Origin of the sequence: Streptomyces sp. NPDC092369 (assembly GCF_044755245.1) — a bacterium.
In the GTDB taxonomy this organism is placed as follows: domain Bacteria; phylum Actinomycetota; class Actinomycetes; order Streptomycetales; family Streptomycetaceae; genus Streptomyces.
In genome coordinates, this window is the sequence record NZ_JBIVQP010000005.1 from 583,199 (window position 1) to 606,777 (window position 23,579).

18 protein-coding genes are annotated in these 23,579 nt (G+C 69.0%); 3 read left to right on the plus strand and 15 right to left on the minus strand.

Annotated elements, in window-relative coordinates; translation table 11 throughout:
* Positions 1 to 18: 18 nt before the first annotated feature.
* Entirely contained in the window at positions 19 to 1,929 is a 1,911-nt protein-coding gene (locus ACIQI8_RS30965; RefSeq protein WP_402357961.1) for an NAD-binding protein, read from the minus strand.
* 170 nt (positions 1,930 to 2,099) lie between these two features.
* Between ACIQI8_RS30965 and ACIQI8_RS30970 the strand changes: the two genes are divergently transcribed.
* From ACIQI8_RS30970 to ACIQI8_RS30980, 3 genes are all read left to right on the plus strand, one after another.
* Entirely contained in the window at positions 2,100 to 3,191 is a 1,092-nt protein-coding gene (locus ACIQI8_RS30970) for a permease (protein WP_402357396.1), read from the plus strand.
* Positions 3,188 to 4,021 (plus strand): TIGR03943 family putative permease subunit, encoded by an 834-nt coding sequence (locus tag ACIQI8_RS30975; RefSeq protein WP_402357399.1) that lies wholly within the window; start codon positions 3,188 to 3,190, stop codon positions 4,019 to 4,021. Before ACIQI8_RS30970 ends, ACIQI8_RS30975 begins: the two co-directional genes overlap by 4 nt.
* 149 nt (positions 4,022 to 4,170) lie before the next feature.
* Positions 4,171 to 4,740: a hypothetical protein gene (locus tag ACIQI8_RS30980; protein WP_402357402.1), complete on the plus strand. Its 570-nt coding sequence runs from the start codon at positions 4,171 to 4,173 to the stop codon at positions 4,738 to 4,740.
* 96 nt (positions 4,741 to 4,836) lie between these two features.
* Here ACIQI8_RS30980 and ACIQI8_RS30985 read toward each other — a convergent pair whose 3' ends face one another.
* The 14 genes from ACIQI8_RS30985 to ACIQI8_RS31050 all read right to left on the minus strand — a co-directional run bounded on the left by ACIQI8_RS30985 (position 4,837) and on the right by ACIQI8_RS31050 (position 22,981).
* Positions 4,837 to 5,583 (minus strand): GAF domain-containing protein, encoded by a 747-nt coding sequence (locus ACIQI8_RS30985; protein ID WP_402357405.1) that lies wholly within the window; start codon positions 5,581 to 5,583, stop codon positions 4,837 to 4,839.
* Entirely contained in the window at positions 5,580 to 6,320 is a 741-nt protein-coding gene (locus tag ACIQI8_RS30990; protein WP_402357408.1) for an ANTAR domain-containing protein, read from the minus strand. The genes ACIQI8_RS30985 and ACIQI8_RS30990 overlap by 4 nt, the downstream gene beginning before the upstream one ends.
* A gap of 38 nt (positions 6,321 to 6,358) precedes the next feature.
* The gene (locus ACIQI8_RS30995; RefSeq protein ID WP_402357411.1) at positions 6,359 to 6,646 is read right to left on the minus strand and encodes an SCO5918 family protein; all 288 of its coding nucleotides are present in this window, start codon (positions 6,644 to 6,646) and stop codon (positions 6,359 to 6,361) included.
* 141 nt (positions 6,647 to 6,787) lie between these two features.
* Entirely contained in the window at positions 6,788 to 8,308 is a 1,521-nt protein-coding gene (locus ACIQI8_RS31000; protein ID WP_402357414.1) for a DEAD/DEAH box helicase, read from the minus strand.
* 337 nt (positions 8,309 to 8,645) lie between these two features.
* Complete coding sequence (locus ACIQI8_RS31005) at positions 8,646 to 8,849, minus strand: cold-shock protein (protein ID WP_055489522.1); 204 nt, start codon at positions 8,847 to 8,849, stop codon at positions 8,646 to 8,648.
* A gap of 244 nt (positions 8,850 to 9,093) precedes the next feature.
* Complete coding sequence (locus ACIQI8_RS31010; RefSeq protein WP_402357417.1) at positions 9,094 to 9,432, minus strand: MerR family transcriptional regulator; 339 nt, start codon at positions 9,430 to 9,432, stop codon at positions 9,094 to 9,096.
* A gap of 302 nt (positions 9,433 to 9,734) precedes the next feature.
* Positions 9,735 to 13,622: a polymorphic toxin-type HINT domain-containing protein gene (locus tag ACIQI8_RS31015; protein WP_402357420.1), complete on the minus strand. Its 3,888-nt coding sequence runs from the start codon at positions 13,620 to 13,622 to the stop codon at positions 9,735 to 9,737.
* A gap of 294 nt (positions 13,623 to 13,916) precedes the next feature.
* The gene (locus tag ACIQI8_RS31020) at positions 13,917 to 14,645 is read right to left on the minus strand and encodes a DUF6193 family natural product biosynthesis protein (protein WP_402357423.1); all 729 of its coding nucleotides are present in this window, start codon (positions 14,643 to 14,645) and stop codon (positions 13,917 to 13,919) included.
* An 887-nt stretch (positions 14,646 to 15,532) separates the two neighbouring features.
* The gene (locus ACIQI8_RS31025; protein ID WP_402357426.1) at positions 15,533 to 15,964 is read right to left on the minus strand and encodes a hypothetical protein; all 432 of its coding nucleotides are present in this window, start codon (positions 15,962 to 15,964) and stop codon (positions 15,533 to 15,535) included.
* 131 nt (positions 15,965 to 16,095) lie between these two features.
* Complete coding sequence (locus tag ACIQI8_RS31030) at positions 16,096 to 16,698, minus strand: hypothetical protein (protein ID WP_402357429.1); 603 nt, start codon at positions 16,696 to 16,698, stop codon at positions 16,096 to 16,098.
* A gap of 303 nt (positions 16,699 to 17,001) precedes the next feature.
* Positions 17,002 to 18,357 (minus strand): sigma factor-like helix-turn-helix DNA-binding protein, encoded by a 1,356-nt coding sequence (locus tag ACIQI8_RS31035; protein ID WP_402357432.1) that lies wholly within the window; start codon positions 18,355 to 18,357, stop codon positions 17,002 to 17,004.
* Positions 18,358 to 18,366: 9 nt separating this feature from the next.
* Positions 18,367 to 18,966 (minus strand): hypothetical protein, encoded by a 600-nt coding sequence (locus ACIQI8_RS31040; protein ID WP_402357435.1) that lies wholly within the window; start codon positions 18,964 to 18,966, stop codon positions 18,367 to 18,369.
* Positions 18,963 to 20,627: a DEAD/DEAH box helicase family protein gene (locus ACIQI8_RS31045; protein WP_402357438.1), complete on the minus strand. Its 1,665-nt coding sequence runs from the start codon at positions 20,625 to 20,627 to the stop codon at positions 18,963 to 18,965. The genes ACIQI8_RS31040 and ACIQI8_RS31045 overlap by 4 nt, the downstream gene beginning before the upstream one ends.
* Positions 20,624 to 22,981, minus strand: a complete 2,358-nt coding sequence (locus tag ACIQI8_RS31050; RefSeq protein WP_402357441.1) for an ATP-binding protein — start codon at positions 22,979 to 22,981, stop codon at positions 20,624 to 20,626. The genes ACIQI8_RS31045 and ACIQI8_RS31050 overlap by 4 nt, the downstream gene beginning before the upstream one ends.
* Between the last annotated feature and the right edge of the window lie 598 nt (positions 22,982 to 23,579).

Sequence of the window (23,579 nt, forward strand, 5' to 3'; positions counted from 1 at the left end):
CCCCGGCGCCGGCGCAGATCAGGAACCGGAACCGGGCCCGGAACCGGCCCGATCCCGCCGCCGACGCCCCAACAACTCAGCCATTCCCCGACGAGTGGCGGCCAGCACAACCCGATCCGAGTCCCGCAGGACATACGTATCAGGGAGATCCCACACCAACCCCGCCCCCCGAACGTCCCCATGTGCCCCCTTGGCGGTGTCCAGGGCCAACACCCGCCAAGCACCCGCCCGAAACGCCTCCGCCACCGTCCGCCCCACCAACTGAGGATGCGCCCCCACCTCGACGGCGGCGAAAAGCAGCACCCGCCGCTCCACGGGAATCGCCCCCAGAATCTGCCGCCCCATCATCGCCCCGGCGAACGCGGGCGCGGCCAGATGAGAAACACTCCGACTCCGCGTGGTCGCAAGAGGATGCGCGGCCCGCAGCGTCCGGTACACGGCGGTCGCGAAGTCGTCGTCGTACAGCCGCAGCACCACCCGCAGTTCGGGCCGCACGGACCGGGCGTACAGCGCGGCCTCGAGATTCGTCGTGTCCGCACTGGTCACCGCGAGCAGCGCGGTCGCGCGGTGGATCTTGGCCGCCTCCAGGACCCCCTCCTGGGTGACGTCACCGAGGACCACCGGCACCCGCAGCCGGCGCGCGACCGCGAGCCCGCGGGCCTCGGGGTCGGACTCGACGCACACCACCGGGATATTCAGCTCGCGCAACCGGATCAGCACGCGCGTGCCGATCTTGCCGAGCCCGAGCAGCACCACGTGCCCGCCCAGCCCGCGCGGCGGTTTGCGCAGCCCGGACGCGGTACGGAAGGTACCGAGCGCTTCGAGGACCGCGGCCAGCAGTACCGGCAGCAGCAGCAACCCGACCAGACCGGAGAGGAGTTGGAGGATCTGCCGTCCCAGGGAGGCACCGACCGCCGGATCGTCGATGGCGAACAGATCGAGGAGCGTCAGATAGAACGCGTTCAGCGGATGCATCCGCGTCACCACCGACAGCGCGACCCCGAGCCCGACCACACACGCCACGAGCCCCGCCAGCGACCACCGCAGCCGCCGGGAGAACAGCGACGCGAACGGCGGTACGACACTCCCGCGCGCGGGCGGCAACGAGGGCCCCGAGTACGCCACTTGCTCCAGTACGACGGTCCCGCGCCCGGTCGCGGCCCGTACCGTCGCCGCGTCCGGCAGCAGCCGGGGCCCCAAGGCGCCGTCGCGTTCGGAGCCGTCGGCGGGATCGCCGCCGGCCGTGGACAGCAGCGCCAGCGTGGCCAGACCCGGATCGGCCTCCTGCCCGGGCTCCGGCGCCGGCCGTTCGACCGCGCGCAGCATCAGCCCGTCGGTCTGTACGACCTTGCTGGTGCCGGTCACGGCGGTGGCGGCCAGCGCCGGCGCGGCCGTATCGGCGTCGGACAGCACGGTCGTGGAAGCGTCGAAGCCCGTGCCACTGCCGTCAGCCGATCCGTCGCCTGCCGCCAACGCGGCCGCCTGGTCGAGGAGCTCCTCGATGTGCTGGCCCAACCGGCGGTTGTAGAGGCGCAGGACCAGGCGCAGGCGGGGGTTGAGGCGGCGGGCGGTGAGGGCGGCGCGGATGTTGGTCTCGTCGTCGTCGTACACGAGCGCCAGTGCGGCGGCCCGTTCCACGCCCGCCTCGGCGAGCGCGGCCTCGGTCGCCTCGGCGGCCTCGACGACCCGTTCGCCGCCGTTGACGGCGGTCGTGGCGGGCGCGGTCGGATCGCCGCCGGCCGCACGGTTGACGGCCGCGTTCACCACCCGGTCGAGCAGGGCCGCGGTGGTCGCCCGTGCCCTGCCGATCACCGGGGGACGGACACCGCGCTCGGACGGTGGCACGATGAGCGTGACCTGTTCGCCGTAGACCCCCCGCAGTTCGGCGGCCAGCCGGTGCGCCAGCCCGTCGTCGCCGCACACGACCATGTGTCCGGACAGGTCGCCTGTCACACCCTGCTGAGGAACGCTCGCCACGAGGGGAAAGACTGCCTTATGGGGAGGGGCGGTTCCAGAGTCAACTGAACGGCTGTTCCCTCTCCTTCGTATGGATAGGGACGGAAACCAGCGCTTTCCGCACCACCGGAGGTACCTCGCCCGTGGCCATCACCAGACCAGCCCCCACCGGGGCGGACAGCCATGAGCCGGTACGGGGTGCGCCGGAGCAGGTGGCGGATGCCCAGGAGCCGGCAGCGGGTGCCCCGACATCGGAAGCGCCACCTGCCGCCCAGCCCCAGCACCAGCCCCAGTCCCGGTCGTCCTTGATCCTCATCCTGCTGCTGCTCGTCCTGGTGCTGATGCAGGACCCCATCCGCGGCGCGCTGTCGGCGCCCGTGATGCAGAGCTGGATGACGGTGTTCGTCGCCGTGCTCGTCCAGGCGCTGCCCTTCCTGGTGCTCGGCGTACTGCTCTCGGCGGCGATCGCGGTGTTCGTACCGCCGACGTTCTTCGCCCGCGCCCTGCCGAGCCGGCCCGCCCTCGCGGTGCCGGTGGCCGGGATGGCGGGCGCGGTGCTGCCGGGCTGCGAGTGCGCGTCCGTGCCGGTGGCGGGCGCGCTGGTGCGAAGGGGCGTCACCCCGGCCGCGGCGATCGCGTTCCTGCTGTCCGCGCCGGCGATCAACCCGATCGTGCTCACCGCGACCGCGGTGGCCTTCCCGCGCAACCCCGAGATGGTCCTCGCCCGCTTCGTCGGCAGCCTGCTGGTGGCCTGCTCGATGGGCTGGCTCTGGCAGCGCCTGGGCCGCACGGACTGGCTGCGCATGCCCCACCGGTCGCACTACGAGGGCCAGAGCAAGGGCGCCGCGTTCTGGGGGTCGGTCCGGCACGACGTGATGCACGCGGGCGGCTTCCTGGTCGTCGGCGCGATGGCCGCGGCGACGCTGAAGGCGGTGGCCCCGGCGAGCTGGCTGCGCACGGCGGCGGACAACCCGGTGGTCGCGGTCCTCGCCCTGTCCCTGCTCGCCGTACTGCTGTCGATCTGTTCGGAGGCGGACGCGTTCGTGGCGGCCTCGCTGACCCAGTTCTCGCTCACGGCCAAGCTGGCGTTCCTGATCGTGGGCCCGATGATCGACCTGAAGCTGTTCGCGATGCAGGCGGGCACGTTCGGCCGGGGCTTCGCCCTGCGCTTCGGACCCGCCACCTTCGCCGTCGCGATCGTGGGCGCGGTCCTGACCGGGGCGGTGCTGCTGTGAACCGGCAGGCCCAGGCGGCGGTCCTCTTCCTCACCGGCGCGGCACTGCTGCACGCCGGGTTCACGGATCTGTATCTGCGGTACGTCAAGGCGGGCCTGCAGCCGTTGTTGCTGCTGGCGGGCGTGGTGCTGATCGCGGCGGCGCTGGCGACGGTCTGGTACGAGTGGCGGGGGCGCAAGCAGGGGGAGTCGCAAGAACGAGAAGGGGAGCCGCAGGGGGCGAAGAAGGCGGACGTGGCCGAGCGTGCGGAGGACGGGCACGAGGAGCACCGGCCCGCCGACCTCGATGGCTCCGCCGCCGATGCCGACCACGAGCACACCCACCGCGAACCCCGCATCTCCTGGCTCCTCGTCCTCCCCCTCCTCGCCCTGATCCTGGTCGCCCCGCCGGCGCTCGGCTCCTACAGCGCGATGCGCACCGGGACGGCGCTCCAACAGCCTTACGGGTACGACAAGTTGCCCGCGGCCGGACCACTGCGCCTCTCCGTGGTCGACTACGCCGGCCGCGCGGTCTACCAGCACGGCCGCACCCTCGACGGCCGCCAGATCAAGGTCACCGGCTTCGTCGCACTGGACAAGGCCGGTACGCCCTACCTGGTCCGCATGGCCCTCAACTGCTGTGCGGCGGACGCCCAGCCGGTGAAGATCGGCCTGACCGGCAAGGTCCCCCCGGTCCTGCAGCCCGACAAGTGGCTTGAGGTGACCGGGACGTACACCACCCGCGAGGTCAAGGACCCGGTGAACAACGGCCCCATTCCCTTCTTGCAGGTCAGCTCGGCGACACCGGTGCCGACGCCCGCGGATCCCTACGACGAGACGTGGAACAACTGAGGCGCGATCTCTCCCCCGGGCGGCCGGCGGGGCCCGGAGTATCGTGAAAGGACCGAGGGTTCCTCGTGCGCCGGCTGTCACGCCCGTGCCGTTCTCGGCGATCGACGAGACCAGGTCGGCTGCGACGGCGCCCGGAACAGGTCCGCCTCATGACACAGAACGCGCTCCGGTCGGCCCTGGAGCACCCGCGGGCGCGGGCCGGGCCCGGCCGGCAGTGCCCCTCGCCCTGGGAGGCGGAGCGACTGCGCCCCTTGTCCCGCGGCCAGGTCATGGACCGGCTGCCGGAACTGTGCGAGATGTACGCGGCCAACTCCGGCGCCGAGCCCTGTCGGTGGGACCTCCTGCGCCACACGTTCCTGAGCCGTCTGACCGACGACATGCGCCGCCCCGGTTTCACCCTGCTGGTCGCGGAGAACTCGACGATGACGACGGCGTGCGCCTACGGATTCCCGCTCCGCGCAGGGCTGTTCGCGATCCGCGAGATCGTCGTACGCCCCCAGGTGCGCCGGCAGTCCACGGACCGCGACTGGAATCTGGCCCGGCGGCTGCAGCGGCGCCTGCTCGGTGAGCACGCGGACGCCACCGGCGTCACCCTGGTCGCCCGTTTCGACGTACCGACGCTGGCCGCCCTGCGGGCCTGGGGCTGGCGGGACCTCCCGGCCGACGAGCACCGGACGCACCCGGCCGATCCGCGCCGGGTCCTGTACCTCGACCCGTGACCGCCACTCGTAGACCTCGCAGAACTCGCAGGACTCGTAGAACTGCTGGATCTCGCAGCTCTCGGAGACCTAGGTGAACTCGGCGATCTAGTCGATCTAGGCGGTCTCCGGGGCCGGGATGGTGGACGTGTCGAACGTGCCGTCGACGATGTGCCGGGCGAAGTCCGTCAGGCGCAGGTGATGGGCGCGGGCGTAGGCGCGGAAGGCGGTGAAGGCCTCGTCGACCGAGGTGCCCCAGCGCTCGGCCAGCACGCCCTTGACCTGTTCCACCAGGATCCGGCTGGTCAGCGCGGTGTTCAACTGGGTGTTCTCGACATAGGTCTTCTCGAGCGTGCGCTGCTGCAGGATCGTGATCGTGGCCACGTCCGCGAGCGCCTGGGCGAGGGCGATCTCGGAGTCGTCGAGCCGGTGCACAGAGGTCTGGAAGAGGTTCAGGGCGCCCACCACCCGGTCCCGCAGCCGCAGCGGGATGGCGTGCGTGGCGACGAACCCGAGCTCGCGCGCCCGTGGGGTGAAGCGGGGCCAGGCGGTGGCCGCCTCGGGGTGCTCGAAGTCGATGTTCGTACGGGCCGAACCGGTGTGGAAGCACTCCACGCAGGGCCCCTGGTCGTGCTGCAGGGCGAGCAGTTCAAGCAGCCGGGTGTGCTCGTCCGAGGCGGCGATGACCTGCAGTTCACCGTGCGGGTCGGCGAGCAGGATGCCGGCCGCGGAGACCTCCAGGAGCTCCACGCAGCGCGCGGACAGCCGCTGCAGCAGGTCGAGGACGTCGAAGTCGTCGATGAGTGAGTCCGCGATCTCGACGAACACCTCCGCGAGGCGTTGTTCTCGCGTCATGCCGATCATCCCTCTCCACCGACGGGCGCGTGGGTCCCGCTTCCATCGTCGTCGAATCTCAGTCGTCGGGCCACGACGTCTTCCGCCACGTCGCCGACCAGGCGTTCGCTGCCGTAGGCGAAGGCACGCAGCCGCACCAGGGCTTCGGCCAGCGGGATGTCGAGCTGGACGCTGATCATGCCGGTCGCCTGGTGCACCACGGCCCGGTGCAGCCCGTCGCCCGGCCACGGCAGGCCGTCGTCGCGGCCGGCCGGTCGCCGTCCGTCCACCAGGGTCGCGGTCAGGGCGGCGGCCAGCGTGTTCGCGTCCGCGAGCCGACGGTCGTCCAGACCGTGCCGCCCGTCGCACAGCAGGGTGAGCATGCCCAGGCGTACGGCCCCCAGGCCGAGCGGGAAGCAGCAGACCCCGTCGACGCCGAGCTGGCGGGCGGCCGGCAGCAGCGCGGGCCAGCGGTCCGGGCGCACCCGGTCGAGATCGGGTTCCAGTACGGCGGTGCCGGCGCGGGTGGCGTCGGGGCCGGGGCCCTCGCCGAGCGTGAACTGCAGTTCCTCGAACCGCAGGCTCAACTCGGGGAACCACCAACGCGGTTCCGGTGCGCGGATGGCGTCCGGGTCCGCGGCCGGCACCGGGAAGACGGAGATCACGACGCCCGCGACGCCCAGCGCTCGCGCGCCGGTCGCCGCGGGATCGGCGCCGCTGCCCGGCCGTAGCGACCGCAGTGCCTCGGCCATCCCGTCGCGGGTCACCGGTCTCCGTTCGCCGGGGGCTCAGCGGCCCCAGTCATTCACCAGCCGAGCGATTCCTGGTCGGTGGCCACGGTACGGGGCTGGGCGGGCTGCGGGGCGTCGTGGCACACGAAACCGAGCCGGGTGAGCGCGCGGCGCATCTCGCCGGTGGTGAAATCGCGGCGGTTCTGCCGGGTGATGACTTCGCCGACCTGCAGGACGGGGTAGACCTGCTGGCCGATGGTGACGGAGACACCGGTGACGGTTTCGGGCGTGATGCCGTCCATCGACTGCTCGACCTCGTTCTTGCGCAGGTCGAAGGGGAATCGGGCGATGACACAGCGCATGAATGCCTCCAACAGATAAGGGGAGTTGAACCGAGGGGAAGGCAGGGGAAGAGAGCGGAGTACAGCGGTGGAGGGTGACACCGAGGAGCGGTCAGGACACGCGGGTGGGCGTCCTGACCGCCTTGACCTGTGAGGGTGCGACTAGCGGGGGTTACGGGTCGGGGTACGGCGCCCGCGGGAGCCGCCGGCCCGTCCGCCCCGGCCACGACCGGGAGCACCGGAACGCTCACGCCGGTCCGCGGCCGGCGCGGGCGCCGTCACGACGACCGGTACGCCGGAGGGGGTGCGGGCGCCGGTGATGCGCTGCAACTCGGCCTCGCCGGGGCTGACCCGGGTGCTGGTGGCCGGGGTGATCCCGGCGTCCTGCATCAGCCGGTCCATCGAGCGCCGCTGGTGCGGCAGCACCAGGGTGACGACGGTGCCGGACTCACCGGCGCGCGCGGTACGGCCGCCGCGGTGCAGGTAGTCCTTGTGGTCGCCCGGCGGGTCGACGTTCACGACCAGGTCGAGGTTGTCGACGTGGATACCGCGCGCGGCCACGTTGGTGGCGACCAGGGCGGTGAGGTGACCGTCCTTGAACTGGGCGAGCGTCCGGTTGCGCTGCGACTGGGACTTGCCGCCGTGCAGCGCCGAGGCGCGGACACCGACGGACAGCAGGTGCTTGGTCAGCTTGTCCACCGCGTGCTTGGTGTCCAGGAAGAGGATCACGCGCCCGTCGCGGGCGGCGATCTCGGTCGCCGTGGAGTGCTTCTCGGTGTCCCGCACGTGCAGCAGGTGGTGCTCCATGGTGGAGACACCGCCGGCGGTCGGGTCGACCGAGTGCACGACCGGGTCGTGCAGGTAGCGGCGGACCAGCAGGTCGATGTTGCGGTCCAGGGTGGCCGAGAACAGCAGCCGCTGGCCGCCGGTGCGGACCTGGTCGAGCAGCGCGGTGACCTGGGGCATGAAGCCCATGTCGGCCATCTGGTCGGCCTCGTCCAGCACGGTGATGCCGACCTGGTCGAGCCGGCAGTCGCCGCGCTCGATGAGGTCCTTGAGACGACCGGGGGTGGCTACGACGACTTCGGCGCCGCCGCGCAGGCTGCTGGCCTGGCGGCCGATCGACATGCCGCCCACCACGGTGGTGGTCCGCAGCCGCAGGGCGCGGGCGTAGGGGGCGAGCGCGTCGGTGACCTGCTGGGCCAGCTCGCGGGTGGGGACCAGGACGAGGGCGAGCGGCTGCCGGGGCTGTGCCCGCTTGCCGTGGAGCCGGGCCAGCAGGGCGAGCCCGAAGGCGAGCGTCTTGCCGGAACCGGTGCGGCCGCGGCCCAGGACGTCCCGGCCGGCCAGCGCGTTGGGCAGCGTGGCGGCCTGGATCGGGAAGGGCACGGTGACGCCCTCGGTGCTGAGGGCGGCCAACAGGCCCTCGGGCATGTCGAGTTGGTCGAACGACTCGACGGCCGGGAGCGGTTCGGTGATCGTGGTGGGGAGCGCGAACTCCTGCTGCGGGCCGGCCGAGCGCGGGCCCTGGCCGTTCTTTCCCGCACCGCCCGGACGCGAGGTCCGGCGGGGTTCGTGGGTACGGAAGCGGCTGCCGTGTGCGGAGCCGGAACCTCCCGTGGACTTCCTGTCAGTGCGGACGCGGCCCGAACTGGCGCTGCTGCTGCGACGGTCGCGGTTCATGGTGGAACCCTCCTCGATACGGCACGTATCGAGGAATTCCGTCCAGCGGCGAATAGCCGCATGAGGATTCACAAGAATGAGCCGTGAAAATAGCGAAAGCCGCGCCTCGCGCTGTGCGAACGCCTCGCGGTTTATGAACCGGTGTGAACCGGTGGGTGAACCGGGGCGGTTCTCGCGCAGGAATCAGCTTGAACTGACTGAAACGGGAACTGCGTTGGAGCAGCGGGTGACGGTCGGAGTCAGCTGAGAGCGGCGGCTGGGAACATGCGAAAAGTGAACGAGCTGAGGCCCGCACCCCATAGAGTGCGGGCCCCAGCTACTGTCATGCGTCAAGCAATCAGGCGGGAACGATGTTCTCGGCCTGGGGGCCCTTCTGGCCCTGCGTGACGTCGAAAGTAACCTTCTGGCCTTCCTGAAGCTCGCGGAAGCCGGAGGCGGCGATGTTCGAGTAGTGGGCGAAGACGTCAGCGCCGCCGCCGTCCTGCTCGATGAAGCCGAAGCCCTTTTCCGCGTTGAACCACTTCACGGTGCCAGATGCCATATTGAATCTCCCTTGGGGGGCAGTGCCGGGACCTGCACTTTGCCGATCCCGAGTCGCCGCGATGATCACCCCTCCGGAAAGATCCGGAAAGCTCTGCAAAGAAACTGGCTGTGAAACAAGTCTCTGGTAACCAAAACTGCAACTGGTATCACGCTAACACAGGTCGGCCGGAAACCCCATGCCGGCCTGGAGTTCGATCAAGAATTCTCGCCCGGCCGAACTCCTCATTTCTGCACCCGCCGCACTAGATATTCGCGCCCCGCTCCGCCAGCATCTTGCGCATTTCCTCGTTCAGCCGGAGGGCGTCCTCCAGCTGGTCCTCCAGCGACACGATGCGGCACGCGGCCTCGACGGGAGTGCCCTGGTCGACGAGCTCACGGGCCCGGGCGGCGACCCGCAACTGCCGCCGCGAGTACCGCCGGTGACCGCCCTCCGAACGCAACGGAGTGATCAACTCGGCCTCGCCCACGGCCCGCAGGAAGGCCGGGGTGATGCCGAGAACGTCGGCGGCCCGACCCATGGTGTAGGCGGGGTAGTCGTCATCGTCCAGGTTGTCGGTGACGGGATCGTTCTCAGCGGGCATGGCACCTTCGTTTCGGGGCGAGGCGAGCGGCCCGGCCGGGTCCGTGACCCGAGCTCCACGAGGATCCGGCACCGAATCCGCCTCCTGCTCCAACCCTAACGCCGCGGGCGGCACGGATGTGGCCCGGCCGCGGCAGATTTCCCTCGGTCGCGCGGACAATATCGCAACGGACCTCGAAAGGGCTGCGGGCCGGCCGGCTCCGCGATCTTCGGGGCGGAGGGCTGCGTCGCACGGTCGTGTCCCTTGGTCTGCCGCGCTCGGTGGGCTGGGCAGCGCCCCTGGCGAAGCGCTGCCCACTCCGCCTACCCCTTCGGCTTCGGCGGGTCGATGCTCACCTTCACGCCGTTGTCGTCATAGAACTTCACGTTGTCCCAGTCCAGATTGCCCCACCTGTTGTACTTCACGAGCTGGCCCATCTCCCAGTCCGTGGCACTCCACGTACCGTTCTCGAAGTTCTCCACGGCTCGGTTGAACTTCTCCTGGTATGTGCCGTCGATCGGTCTGAAACCCTTCAGGCTCACGACGATCTTGCCGTTGTTCCGCATCACGTTGGTGACCTCGGACATCCAGGTGGCCAACGGCGTTCCGTCGGGCATCCTGCCCTCCACCTTCGCGTACTCGGGGTCCATGAAGTTGTAGCCCTTGTGCTGTGTGGTCGCCTCGTCGATGTAGTTCTCTAGACCGAGGACCAGGGGTTTGCACTCGGAGTTATGGGCCAGGACCGGGGTCTTCCCGGCCAGGACGTAGAAGGAGTGCAGCCCCGCGACCGTGAGGCTGTACGTGACGGTCGTACGGTTGTAGGGGCGGTTGGCGAGCACCGTGGCGGTCTCGCCACCGTCCGTGCGCAGGGTGTCGCCGGTACGCAGGTCCTCTGCGGGCACCCAGGAGCGGAGACCGACGCTCCAGAAGGGGTGCTCGTAGGTGGCGGAGAGTTCGCTGACGTCACCGGTCGGTCCCCGGATGGTGAGGGCCGCGAGGTACTTGTCGTCGTACTCGGTGACGATCTGCTGCGCGACCCGTCGGGCCGCGGTCTCGCCGGTCTCCGGGTCGGTGGCCCGGACCAGGTCGCCGGCCTGGACCTTTTCGATCGGCTGGGTGCCGCCGTCCGACATCAGGACGTGGGTACCGGGCAGGAAACACTGCGTGCAGCCGCGCTGAAGGACTCGCAGCGTGCGGTAGGCCGCGCCCAGCATGCGGAACTTGGACGACATGATGACGTCCTTGTTCAGTTCCCAGCAGGCTTCGAGATCGCCCTTGCGGGCGCAGTTCTCCAGCTGGGTGAGACCGGTGATGGCGTTGATGATGTCGTTGAGCTGCTTCATGCTCGCCTCGAAGGCGGGTCCCCGGACGAGTACATCGCAGTAGGCTTCGTGGTGTTGGCACCACCGGCCGGGGTTGCCGATCGCCTCGCAGCCGAGGATTCCGCACCGATAGAGCTCGGCGGCCGTGACGCCGTCCTTTTCCTTGGCCTCCTTCGCGGCGACGGCCGCGCGGCGGCGGGTCTCCTCCTCCTCGCGGTACTTCTGGACGGTGGCCACGAACGCCTCGGTCGCGGCGGTCGCCGCCTCGGCGGCGCTCTTGCCGGCCCGCTCCGCCGAGGTCTGGGCCTGGGCGGCCGAGGCCCAAGCCGACCCGGCGGAGGTCTGGGCGAGTTCTGCGGACACGGTCGCGTCGCTGGCGGACCTGGCAGCGTTCCGCGCCGCTGTGTCGGCCCGGTTCGCCGCAGCACGCGCCGTCTTCGCCGATTCCGCGGCCTGTGCTGCGGACGCGTTGGCGTCCTTGGCGTACTGGTCCGCCTGTGCGGAGTAGGCGTCGGCCTTTTCGGAGGACGCTTTTGCTTGCGCCGCCCAGTTCTTTGCCTCCGCCGACGCCTTGCGGGCTGTCGCCGCGGTGGCCTGGGCGGTGGCGGCGTCGTGTTGTGCCTGTGCGGCCACTTGCGAGGCCTCGGCGACGAGCTGCTGGACCTGCAACTGGTGGGTCAGGGACAGGAAGTCCTTGCGCTGGGCGGTGTACCGCCCGGACTGTACGAACCGGTGCAGCAGGTCCGCGGGGCCCTCCAGAGCGATCCGCGCGGCGGACTTCACCTCCGGGTCGCCGCTGTCCACCAGCTGCGCGGCGGTCACCCGGTCGTCCTGTACCTGGGCCTCGGCCAGGGTCTTGGTGAGGAAGGTGCGGTAGGCCCCGATGGTGCCGGTGGTGAGGGCGGCGCGCGCCTTGTCCTTGACATTGGGGCCGCCGACGTCCGCCGCCCGGGCGACCGCCACCCGGAACGCCTCCCGGCCGGCCTCGTACTGACCATTCTTCAGGAACGCATTGACCGTGGCCGTGCCACCGTCCAGCGCGGTCTCCGCCGCGTCCCGGATCTCCTTGACGGAGCTCTCCTCGGCGAGGCGCTCCACCTCCGTGCGATCGTCCTGGGCCTGGGCCTCGGATCGCCCGGTGCGGACGTACGCGACGACTCCGGCGGTGTCGCTGCCCAGCGCCTCCTGGGCGGCCTCGCGCAGCCAGGGCTCACCGTTCTTCATGTCGAGCAGGGCGAGGCGACGGCCCTGCGCCGTGATCTCCTCGTCGTCGGTGCCGGACTGGGCCTGCTGCGCCAGCTTCTGTGCGGTGGCCTGCTGTTCGGCGAGGTCGGCGGCCTCCTGTTCGCGCTGTTGCTGTCCCTCCGTCTCCTGTGCCTTGAGGTCTCGGGCGTTCTCGATGCCGGCATTGGTCCGGCCCAGCAGCTCCTCTGCCTCGACCTCGCGGGCTAGTGTGTAGACGGTCTGGGCCTCTGCTGCGGCCTTGGTGGCGACCTTCGCCGCCTCGGTAGCCGCGTTGGCGTGGGCGGTGGACTTGGCGGCCGCGGTGGATGCGTCGACCGCACTGTCGGCGGCCTCCTGCGCGGCCTTCGCCGCGTTCCTGGCGTGCGTCGCGGCCGACCGTGCCGCGTCTCGCGCGTCGCCGGCCGCTGTGGCCGCCTTACGGGCGAGCGACTCGGCCTGGCCTGCGGCCCGGTTGGCTTCGGCGGCCTGCCGGTGCGCCGAAGCCGCAGCGGCTCGGGCATTAGCCGCTGCCGTACTACCCGCACCGGCGTAGTGGCTGGCGGTTACCGCCGCGTCGGCTGCTGCGGCGGCGTTGTTGCCCGCGCTGGCGGCGGACACCGCAGCGTCACCGGCTGCGTTGGCGGCCTTCATCGCCTTGTCTGCGGCGTTCGCCGCCTTGTCCGCGCCCTTTGCGGCGTCACTGGCCTTGGTCGCGGCCTTCCTGGCGGCGGCCGCGTTGGCAGCGTCCGTCGAGGCGGCTGCGGCCGCGTTGCGCGCGTCGGAAGCCGCGTTGGCGGCGCCGACCGCGGCTGCCGCCGCCTGGGCTGCGGCAGCCGCCGCAGTCCGCGCGGACTGCTCGGCGGAGTTGGCCGCGGAGATGGCCCGCTGCGCGGCCTTCGCGGCTCCGGACGCGGCGCTCGCCGCCCGGTTTGCCGCGCGTGCCGCATCCTTGGTGTCCGCCTGGGTGGCTTCGGCCTCCGCAGCCGCCTTCTGTGCGGCCTTTTTCGCCTGCGCGGCGGCTTCGACGGCCTCCTCCGAGGCGTCTTCGGCCTTGGTGGTCTCCGTCGCGGCGAGTTTGCCCGCCTTTTCCGCCTGTTCCGCGAGCTCTGCGATGCTCGCGTGCTCCTCGTCGCGGTTACGAGCTACGAACTGTCCGACGTCCAGGAACTCTCGAACGTCGTCGATGGTGCCGCTCAGCGCGAGCCGTCCGGCGGCCCGCACATTGGTGCCGCCGGTGGAGATGATCTGGGTCAGCAGGACCCGGTCGTCCTGCTCCCGGGCCTCTGTGATCTCCGTGTCCAGGAAAGTCTGGATGTCCTCGGTGGTGCCGGCCAGCGCGGCTCGGCCGCGCGTCTGTACCTCAGGGCCACCTGCGTCGATCACCCGCGCGACCAGGACCCGCTGGTCCTGCTCCAGGGGCTCCTCCCAGCCTGATTTCATGAAGGCGGCGAGATCGCTGTCGCTGCCGCTCAGCGCGGTGCGGACGGCTTCGAGGGTGCTCCCCCCTCCGACACTGGCCAGCTGGGCCGCCTCGACCCGGAAATCCTGGATCTGATGGTTCCCATAGGTCGTGAGGAAGGTGACGATGTCGTCACCGCTGCCGACCAGGGCAGCTTCGGCGGCCGACCGAACCTCGCTGCCCCCGGCCGCCCAGAGGTCCACCACCTGCTGACGGGAGCTGCGGGATACCGGTACGACCGTGTCATCCGCCGTGCCGTCGGCGACGGCCGGGTACGCGGCTAACAGGCCAGCTAGCACGGCCAGGGCCAGGGAACCCGCCGTGCGTCTGTGGGGGCCCTTGCGTATTCCAGGGCGCCCAGATTTTTTCCCTCTCACAAATTTCCTCTTCCACCCCCGGGAAGGCTGCCCAGTCGGCCTGCCATTCCCTTTTGTCGAACGCTGGGATATTTGCCAAGGAAGAGGATAACCAGATGGATGCAGAGAACTGTTACGGAGGATTTAGACAGAATTGCTGTTGAAACCCGCCACAGCCGGACCGGAGGATTCCGGAAGGTGCGCCAGGGCGAGCGCCACCGCCTCCTCCACGGTGGCGGCTTCACCCAGCATTCCGCTGTTCGGATGCCGTAGGACGAGATAAGGGCCGCCGCCGTACTGCGGGGCGATCGCGATCTCGTCGTGGTATGGGCGGTCGGTGCAGGAGCTGAATGCGACCGTCCAGTGGCTGGTGAACGGGAAGAGCTGCCGCAGCCGAGGTTCCGCGTACGCCGCCTCTACCAGCCGTCCGAACTCGGGGAAGGCAGGGGTGTCGGCGGCCTTCTCCTTCAACCGCTCCCACTGCGCTGCTACCGCCGCCTCAGGTCCGAGCTCGTGGGCTTCGGCGAGCACGTCGATCTGGAGGAAGGGCTGCACATCGCGCATTACCGGCACCGGTGTTCCCGCCGCCCATGCCGCACCTGCCTCGACGACGTCCCCAAGCTCCCGTGTCTCCCCGGTGAGGATGTCGACCTCCCTGGACCGGCCGACGAGCCGGAAGCCGCGAGTGTCGGCGCGCACGAACACCAGCAGCGGAAGCCGTCCGGGGGCCGTGCTGGCGATACCGACCGAATCCGCCACTTTCTTTCGACCGGGAACGAGAATGAGAGAGATATCGAGGCTGGCCGCCGTTTGCTCCAGCGCGTTCGTTAGGCCGCCGGCTTCGATGACGTCCGCGTAGAATTCAGAATTCACCCGGACATTGTGACATTGCGGAACCGGCCGTACCACCAGCCAGGCGATACAGCCGGAACCCTCCTACCGTGCCGCGTAGCCGAAACTGACGACCGCACCCGGCAGCCCGTCCACGCCCGGCTGATACGTCGTGACCGCGGCGGCCGCACCGCCGGAGACGACGACAGAAGCGGTCCACCGCAAGCAGCTTCGTCCGGTGATGACGCAGGGAGCCGAAGCGATGGACGAGATCTTTGGTGCTCCGTGGCACCTAGGAGCTCTCGTCCAGCCCTACTCAGAAGTAGGGCGGACGGCTGTCAGTGGTGGCACATAGCCTCATTCCATGTGAGACATTGCAAAGTCGCACGACTTCGACGAGCGAGCCGGCCGCGCGGTTCTTGGTCACTACAACCTGGCCAAGGCGGGTGGCGGACACGCTGGGGGGCCTGGAATCAGCTCACCGAGGTCGCTGGGCATATCACGCACGCTCACGTCCGCGTCGCGACCATCCTGCTTGCCACGGTCGTAAACCATCTCGATCTCAGCGCGGAGGAGGTCAGGAGGAACACGAGCTGATCCAGGTGCTCGTAGGTCTATGACAGTTAGCCCCCGTTTGGCACCCGGGCATGAAAGAGGCCCATTCGCGATCAAGCGAATAGGCCTCCGACTAGCGTCGGGGTGGCGGGATTTGAACCCACGACCTCTTCGTCCCGAATGAGGTTCGGGCAAGATCGACACTGGGCAGTTTGGTGTTTTACCTGTTCAGAGCGCTGGGGCGGGGGTGCTCTCGGGTGGTGTCGGAGGGGCTTGGGGAGCGGGTCGGCTCCCAGCCGACGGCCGCTGATGCCGCCTGTCCCGCAGCATCGGCGCGCGCGGAAGCCGTGATGCGCGACGCTCGTCCGGGGGACTCAGATCACCGTTGAGGGTGGGTGCTTGCTCAGGTAGCTCTTGAAGGTCTTCCTGATCTCCGACTGGAGATAGCCCGCCTGCGGCGAATTGGGCACCACGTCCGGCTCGAAGTCCCTCTTTCGGGCATCGAGATACCGCACGATACTCGATGACCTGATGTTGGAGACGAAGAGCTCGTTCTGGGTGCGAATGTCCGCGCGCAGTCCCTCGAAGTTCCGCGCGAGACCGATGCCGAGGTTGGAGAGGTAGTACTTGCACTCGACGATGAGGACGCACTGACTGTCTCGTGGCGCAATCCCCTGTGCTCGGCTCAGGGCGGCTTCCTCGGCTGGCAGCACCAGTACGTCACACTCGTGCAGGACGCCCGACGTACCGGTCACGTACACGCCGAGGTGGACGTCAAGAATGGGAGCACCGCCGAACTCGATCACGGCGTGGGTGAAGGGCTGGCTATTGCCGTAGAGATGACCAGGGCCCGTCCGAAAGACAAGGCTGCTGGCCTTCGCCCCGTAGACGTCCTCGTAGGTGACAGTAGCGCCGTGCCGACTCGCAGTGGGGACGATCAGGGAGAAGATGAAGCCCTCGTAGACATCGGAAGGCTTCGAAGCGGAGTCGTACGATACCGCCCCCGCCGCCAGAAGGGTCTTGATCTCGTTGACCAGGTGATCGACAGTGCTCGATTGCCGGCCTCTCTCGTCACATCGGCCAGCAGCTGACGGACGCGTGTACGTCGCTCAGTTGGCATCCGATCGCCCCGGAACTCCGTTCGCGTACGGCGCGATCGAGCGCTTTCGTCCGGTTCGAACACGACCTCTTCGGCGATGCTCCGGCTGCCAGCGTCGCCCTCGGGCTCGGTTCGGAGCGTATTCAGCACCTCCAGTTCCATTTCAGGCAGCTCGACGAGGACTCGCCTCATCGCATCGAGGAAGAGCTGGACGCGCTCTTCATCTGTCACGCCTCGCGTCGCGATGACCAGCGATCCCTGCTTGCGCGATGCCTCGAAGTCGACGAGGCCAAGCACGCCACGGTCCACGACCTCGTATCGAAGCGCTGCTGCGGCCGGGCTCGCGGCGGGGAAGTCATCACCGTGGCGCAGCTGGCGTCGGCGGAGGATCTTCTCCTCAGGGACTCCCGCCGCGATTGCCGCATCGACGTCGTCGAGCATCCAACTCGGTGTCTTGCAGCGTTTCGCGGAGCTGTGCCCTACCTTGCGCAGTTAGAGTCGATTCATGTTTCCCTCATATTGGAGGTCTCATTTGAGGTAAATATTCGGTCTGTGGCGCCGCTGACGTCTGCTGTCTCGAGGTGGCGGGGGCAGCTGTCGGGCAGGCGCTTGAGCGCCTCCGGCGGCAGCGGGCTTCTGGAACGGCGGCTCCGTTCGGCGGAGACGGCCCCATGAGGGCCGAGGCAGGTGGATCTCGGCCAGCGGCCCTCATGCGGGGCCGGGACTATTGGTCCCGACCCTGCGTCAGACGTTCACTGCCGTCGGTGGCGCGGCGGCCCGTTCCCGCCGCGCCGGGCAGACCGCCGGTGCGCAGCCGTGACCGACGCGTGCTGTGTCGTCGTCGAGACGGAGGAGGACGGCGAGTACGCAGCCGTTGACGACCTCAAGTTCGAGCGCGTGGAGGCGGAGGCTGGACAGCTGGGCGCTGCTGGTGCGGCGGCGGACGATGAGGGGTAGGTGTTCGCCGGCCGTGGCGAACGTGCGGCTCGTGGGAGCCTGGCGGAGCCCGAGTCGCCAGGTCAGCCAGGTGTTTACGTTGATACCGCTGCCGCGCAGGACATCTTGGGTGACGGGGATCCGCGCCCCTAGGACGTCGCCCTCGATGGCCATTGAGTCAGGCTGAACTGGTTCTTCTTCCTCAATTGGTCGGGCGCCGCGGGAGACCAGGTCGATTAGGCCGTCGGGAGTCTCACCCAGCTGGTTGCTGATCAAACACTGCGTCAGACGCCATGGGGTGACCGGGTGCAGCTCCGTCACCCGGGCGAAGAGCTGAGCGCGGGAGAGGGGGCCCGACTCGGTGACCACTGTGACCATTGCTTCCACCGCCGTGCCGTACGGAGAAGCGCGTAGGTGTGTCCACTCGGTCAGGGCCCAAGTTCCCTCGGGGCGGATCTGTCGAAACCGGTCGTCACGGCGCAACGCCTCCCGCACGGCCGCGACGGTCGTCGCGGCCATGGGGGAGAGCAGCTCGCCGGGCTGGCAAGGACGCCCAGCCTCCAGCAGCCACAAGTACGCGGCGTCGCGCCCCCGCGCCTTGCGGCGGACCCAGTGCCCGCCGAAACTCAGCGCGAGCCGCGACTCGGAGTGGCTCAGGAGCCAGGTCAAGGGGAGACCCGCGGGCAGTCCGGCCTCGGAGGCAGCCCGGCTGAGGTCGTCGCCCCTGAAGGGAGCGGTGTCAACAAGACGGCGCAGGGCGCCGCCCAGCGCGCCGGGGTCGGCACTCCACCAGCCGCGCAGCGGCCCTGCCCACGTCCGTGGCGCGTTCAGACCGGCTGCGGTCAGAAGCTCCTCCAGCGCCACATGGTCGACGACCCCGAGTGCGGCGGCGAAGGCTTCTCGCGGGGCGGCCGGACCCGCTCCTGCGGCGCGGGCCGTCTCCCGCCAGCCGTCCTGGACGACGTCCGACATGTCCGCGAGCCGATTACGGGCCCGGTTCTGGATCTGGCGCACACGCTCGCGGCTCAGTCCGAGCGTCATCCCGAGCTCGTCCAGAGTCCGACCCTCTGCCCGGCCTGTGACGACGGCTTGTTCCCGCTCGTCGAAGACCCCAGTCTTCCACGCTCTCACCAGCCAGTCGCCCATTGACCACTGGTCCCCCATTGGTTCCCCCTACATCTCGTTGAAATAGACGACCTGCACACCGAGGAACTTGGCCATGTGTCGGTGCTCCTCCTTCTGCTCGGGCGACACGGGGGCGCGGAACGGATCGACGACGCAGATCATCCAGGGCCAGGTCTCTCCTGTGGACCGATCAAGGATGGCCGGCCACACAAGGTGCTTGAGGTTCGCCGCCGTGCCAGCTACGAAGTGCCGCTCCTCGTCCTCCTTCCCGATCTCGCGGATTCTCGTACGCATCGGCTTCTGCTGGGTGGTCCCGGGAACAATTTCCCAGTCGGGTCCGAGGGTCGCCGCCACCATCTGTTCGAGCGTCGCGGCTGGCCGCGACACGTACTTGGCGTACTTGCCTTCCCCTCGCCGCGCCCGCTCGTACTCCTTCATAGGGCAGTCCTTCAGCCACGGGCGGATGTTCGCCTGCTGTCCCACGAAGTCGAGAAGGCGGCCGCCGATCTCCGGGTCCTCCGTCCATTCCCGGTAAAGGCGGGTGCGGTCCCCGTCCTGGAGGTGTGGCCACCGTGCCTCGTCGGCCTGGGTATAGATCCGTGTGACCACGGCCTTCTCGACGGCGGGCGGGATCTTGTAGTCGGTCACAGGATTCCTTTCGGCAGGGGGAATTGGAGGCGGACTTCGTCTGCGGCGGTCTCGAGGTCGGCGGCGTCCTGGATCCACATGTCCATCAGGGAGCCGACTGTCTCGTCCTGGAACTCGATCCGGGAGACATGCGGGAGTTCGAGGTGCTCGGTCTCCTCAGCCTCCAGCGTCCGCCGCAGGTTCAGTACCGCGGCGGCGCGACGAATGTCGGTCACGAAGTCGAGGACCTTCAGAGCCTTCTTGCCGGAGCTCAGGCGTAGCCCCCGTCCGAGCTGCTGCACGAAGATCCTTCGGCTGTGGGTGACGCGCAGGAAGGCGATCAGGTTCACGTCGGGCACGTCGACGCCTTCGTTGAAAACGTCAACGCAGGTGATTACTGGGACGCGGCCGAGACGGAACTCATTGAGTAGGACGTCACGGTGACGCTTCGACAGACCGCTGTGCAGGTGGGAGGCGTTGGCCCATGCCGGGTCCGCGACGGCGAAAAGGTCCGCCATGTGCTCGGCGTGCTCAATGGTCTGGCAGAAGACGATGGCGCGGGGCTCGGCGGTCTCCCGCCAGGCCGTCCGTAGGTGCTCGACGATCTCCTCGTCCCGTTGAGGAAGGAACAGACGCCTGTTCAGATCCTTGATGGAGTAGCCGTGGCGGCTGATGTCTTGGACAGCGTCCCAGTCGACACCGTCCGCGTACAGCTTGTAGTCGACTGCTGACAGATAGCCCGCTGCCATGCCCTCTGCGATACCCATCTTGAAGCTGGGGCTGCCGAAGCGGGCAGTGATGTCGAACTTGTCGCCACGCCAAGGGGTAGCGGTGACTCCGAATCGTCCCGCAGTCCCGCACAGATCGAGGAGTTCCGCAAACCTGCCGGTCTCGGCCACGTGATGAGTCTCATCGATCATGATGAGGTCGGGTTTGTAGCCAGCCTGCACGGCGGACAGCGCCGACTCGACGGTCGCGACGACGACGCCATCGAGGGCCCGGGGCTTGATCTCACCGGTGAGGAGGCGAGTGGGCACGTTCTTCGGGAGGTGCCGCCACAGAGCCTTCTCCAGCTGGCCAACCAGGTCGCGCATGTGCGCGACGACCAGGATGCGCGCGTCCGGACGCACGGCGAGGTGATTGCCGATGACCTCGCCGCCGACGACCGTCTTACCCAGCCCCGTCGCCAGCACCAGCAGCGCCGTCCCTTCGGCGTCGAGGTCCCGCTCGATCGCGGCGACGGCCTGCTCCTGGTACGGCCGCAGGGCGTAGGGGGTGGGCACGTGGTCCGGCATCCTCTGGCCGATAGCGTCCAGTGTGGCTCCGTGCCACAGGGCGATGTCGACACCGATCCCCGCCAACGCCCTGCGCCGTGCCTCTGCCGACGCGGTGATGTTCGTGTTGGTCACCAGGACAGCCTTGTCGGCGCGGTAGTGGGTGCGAGCGCGTTCGAGGTCGTCGACGCCCGCGTGGTCGGCCGTGCCGTGCGCCTTCCACTTGCTCTGGAACACCCACTGCTCGCGGTCGCGGACCGCGAGCAGGTCGGCGCCATGGTCGTGGGCGCCGTCTATGACGCGGACGTCGTGGAAACCCAGATGCCACAGAGTCCGTTCGAGTGCCTTGGTTAGTCCCTCCGGGCCGCCGTCACGCAGTTCGGCGGCCGTCAGGAACGCGGCACTCACTCCTCACCCGCCAGTTCGTCGCGCAGAAGGGCGATGCTCAGGCGGGCGCGCCGCAGCTGGGGCGCGGTGGCCTCCCCTGCGAAGGTGCCAAGTGTCGCGACGTCCGCGAGACAGCCCGTGACCCGGGCCAGGCTCAGGGCTTTCCCGGACGGCGAGGACACCCCGGTATACGGGCCACGGAAGACTGCTCCGTCCATGAATGAGGCCGGCATCGCCTCAACGAGCCGGACCAGGGCCAGCGCGGGGACGTGATGGACGAACCCGGAGTCCTGGCCGAGACGGCCGGCGAGGCCGACACGTCCGGCGGCGATCACCGCCTCCTCGGTCGCGATCTTTCCCTCGTCGGAGAGGTGATCGTAGGCGGTCGCGTAGTCGCCGCTCCGATTGAGGGCCTCGGCCACACGCTCGCGGATCTCCGCTAGGAGGTTGCGGGCCTCCGCGCCGACGGTGGTGCCGTCGAGCGCGCTGTCCTGAAGAGATTCGGCGCGGATCCCGGCGACTAGCTGGGAAGGGCTCCAGTCGGAGCGCGCCCGAACCTTTAGAACGGCGGCCAGTTCGACCAGGAGGAGGTCAGCGTAGTCCGCGCCGAACCGCTGGAACGCGGCGTGCTCGGGGTCGACGAGGGCGGTTAGCTCGTTGCCGGATCGCTGATCCAGGAGGACGGGGATGCGCAGGCCGTTGTCGTCGAGGAGCCGCTCGCTCGGCTTCAGCAGCAGGGTCCGCACCTTGACGTAACCGAGCTCGGGGTGGCCGAATGACCGACTCAGGTAGATGTGCGGTGACGCCGCCCTCTCGTACCGACCCAGGCGCTCGCTGCGGGTCTCCGTCTTCTCCTTGACCGCCACGGCGGTGTGGGCGGGCAGGGTGGAGACGGCCTTGGAGCCGGTCTCAGGTCGGACGGCGCCGGCGCCGGAAGCGGGGATGTCGGCGGGGAGGCCGAGAGCACCCAGGACGGCCTGTTCATCGGGCTGTGTTGGCACACTGGCCGTGGTCTTGGCTTCCTTGCCCCGCTTCTTGATCTCCTCGTGGCGCAGGACCGCCTGCCACCAGTGCTCGTCTGTCTGGAACTCGGAGAAGCCCGCTCGGAACTTTCGGCCCCAGTCTCGAGTGTCCGCGTGGATCGGCTTGTGGCCGTCGCCGGGGACGAGGCATCGCTGGCCCGCGTCGTTGCGGCGGAAGCCCTTGAATAGCAGGGCCAGCGGGCTCTCGTTTTCTGCGTAGCCGAGCTTGCTGGCGCGCTGGGGCTGGAGTGGTGCCACGCCGCGCAGCAGTTCCACGGCGGTGAGCCAGCTGCGGTCCCCGTACTCGAAGGCGTCCTTCTGGTACGTGACGGGAACGTGGTCGAGATGGATCTCACCGATGAGGCGGCCGCCTTGGTGGGCGAGCTCGACCGGGTACTCGGGCTCTTCGTTCCCCGCGACGCCGTCGGGGTTGTTCCAGGTGAAGAGCTGCTTGTCCCAGCGCAAAATCTTTCGGCCGTTGCGTAGGAAGTCGATCCCGTACTCGGTCTTGTCGAGGTAGCGCTGTACGCCAAGCCAGCCGTGGATCCGGCGCTCGCGCACGGCCAGGTTGCCGCTGCCGCAGACCGAGCAGACCTCACCCGAACCGATCTGCCATTCCCCACAGTCCCGGCAGGCGATCCCGTCCTGGAGTTTCTCGTTGATCGGGATATAGGCGGGGACCCGCTCCTTGCCGTTGTAGAGCACGCAACGGTTGTCGCCCCATCGGCAGTGGCGAACCGGCTTGACCTGGGTCCCACCGACGTAGAGCTCGAAGGGATGCTCAGTCAGGATCCACGAGTACACCGAGCCCAGGATGTTGCGGAGCGAGGCGCCGTTGCGGCGCAGCCACTCAGCGCGCGTCGGCTGCAGGCGGTCGACGATGATCCTCGTGCCATGGTGGGATGGGTTGTCCTTCGGCTCGGTGATGTCCTTCGCTTCGAAGTCGTCCTTGATCTGGTCGAGGTCGATCTCGACTCCGATCCACTCCGTGTCGCCGGCGCGGGTAGTCAGGACACGTGTGCGCCTGCCGAGGCGGGCGGTCGAGATGTTGAAACCCATGCCGAACAGGCCGAGCTTGTCGTGCATGTCGTTCCCGGACCAGCCGGCCCGCACTGCGCGCGCCAGCCGGTCGTACGACATGCCCCGTCCAGTGTCGCGGACTTCCAGGACTCCCTTCGGGGATGACGGCAGGGTCACGCTGACCGTGAAGCCGTCAGGCCACTCCACTCCCGAGCGGAGGACGTCGAGGAAGTCGTCGAAGGGGTTGTCGACGAGTTCGGCCACACACTGCCACTCGTCGAAATCGATCTCGCCCAGCATGCTGAGCACGCGGGCGGAAGGGGTGATCTTCACTCCGGCGGAACCCTCCTGACGGGGTGGGGGCGCTGTTATGACGGCCGCGGCGTGCGTGGGCACGGCGAAGCCGCCCGACTCTCATGAGTTGAGTATTCGAACCCGAGGGTAGAGGCGACCACTGACAATCCGGCCGGAGTTTGCGAACCTCGGCGAATCGTGTGGCTACCCGGGATGCCAGCGAAAGTGTGGAACCTTCGCGAACAGGGACGATCTGGTCAGAGATGGGTGAGGTAGCGGATGGCCGTCGCGGCCGCGATCTTCTCACACGCCAGGTTCGCGGCGCATTCCGCCGCGACTTCAGAGTCTTCGCGCCCCGTCCGTGCGATAGTGACGAGAAGGTCGTCCCTGGCGCTGGCCCTTGTCTTTGATGCCGTGCATTGAGGCCCTCGCCAAGGGCCATGACTCCCACGATCCGATCGACCGCGGTCGCTCCTTCACCAACCGCAGCGTCCGAGCCTCGGCCATCGGCACCCCGTCGACTCAGCCATACGGCGAGCTGTCTTACTCGCCGCAGTGCCGCATCGACCCGATCTCGCCTCTACCACGCATATAAGACTGGGGTGGTGATTCGACGCCCCTCCGAAGTCACCGTCGG

Excerpts from the sequence above, each read along its gene's own strand:
- ACIQI8_RS31010 (WP_402357417.1), bottom strand. The coding sequence starts at position 9,432 with ATGCCCGCTGAGAACGATCCCGTCACCGACAACCTGGACGATGACGAC.
- ACIQI8_RS31000 (WP_402357414.1), bottom strand. The coding sequence starts at position 8,308 with ATGAACCGCGACCGTCGCAGCAGCAGCGCCAGTTCGGGCCGCGTCCGC.
- ACIQI8_RS30965 (WP_402357961.1), bottom strand. The coding sequence starts at position 1,929 with ATGGTCGTGTGCGGCGACGACGGGCTGGCGCACCGGCTGGCCGCCGAA.
- ACIQI8_RS30995 (WP_402357411.1), bottom strand. The coding sequence starts at position 6,646 with ATGCGCTGTGTCATCGCCCGATTCCCCTTCGACCTGCGCAAGAACGAG.
- ACIQI8_RS30980 (WP_402357402.1), top strand. The coding sequence starts at position 4,171 with ATGACACAGAACGCGCTCCGGTCGGCCCTGGAGCACCCGCGGGCGCGG.
- ACIQI8_RS31030 (WP_402357429.1), bottom strand. The coding sequence starts at position 16,698 with ATGCTCGACGACGTCGATGCGGCAATCGCGGCGGGAGTCCCTGAGGAG.
- ACIQI8_RS31005 (WP_055489522.1), bottom strand. The coding sequence starts at position 8,849 with ATGGCATCTGGCACCGTGAAGTGGTTCAACGCGGAAAAGGGCTTCGGC.
- ACIQI8_RS31035 (WP_402357432.1), bottom strand. The coding sequence starts at position 18,357 with ATGGGGGACCAGTGGTCAATGGGCGACTGGCTGGTGAGAGCGTGGAAG.
- ACIQI8_RS30985 (WP_402357405.1), bottom strand. The coding sequence starts at position 5,583 with ATGATCGGCATGACGCGAGAACAACGCCTCGCGGAGGTGTTCGTCGAG.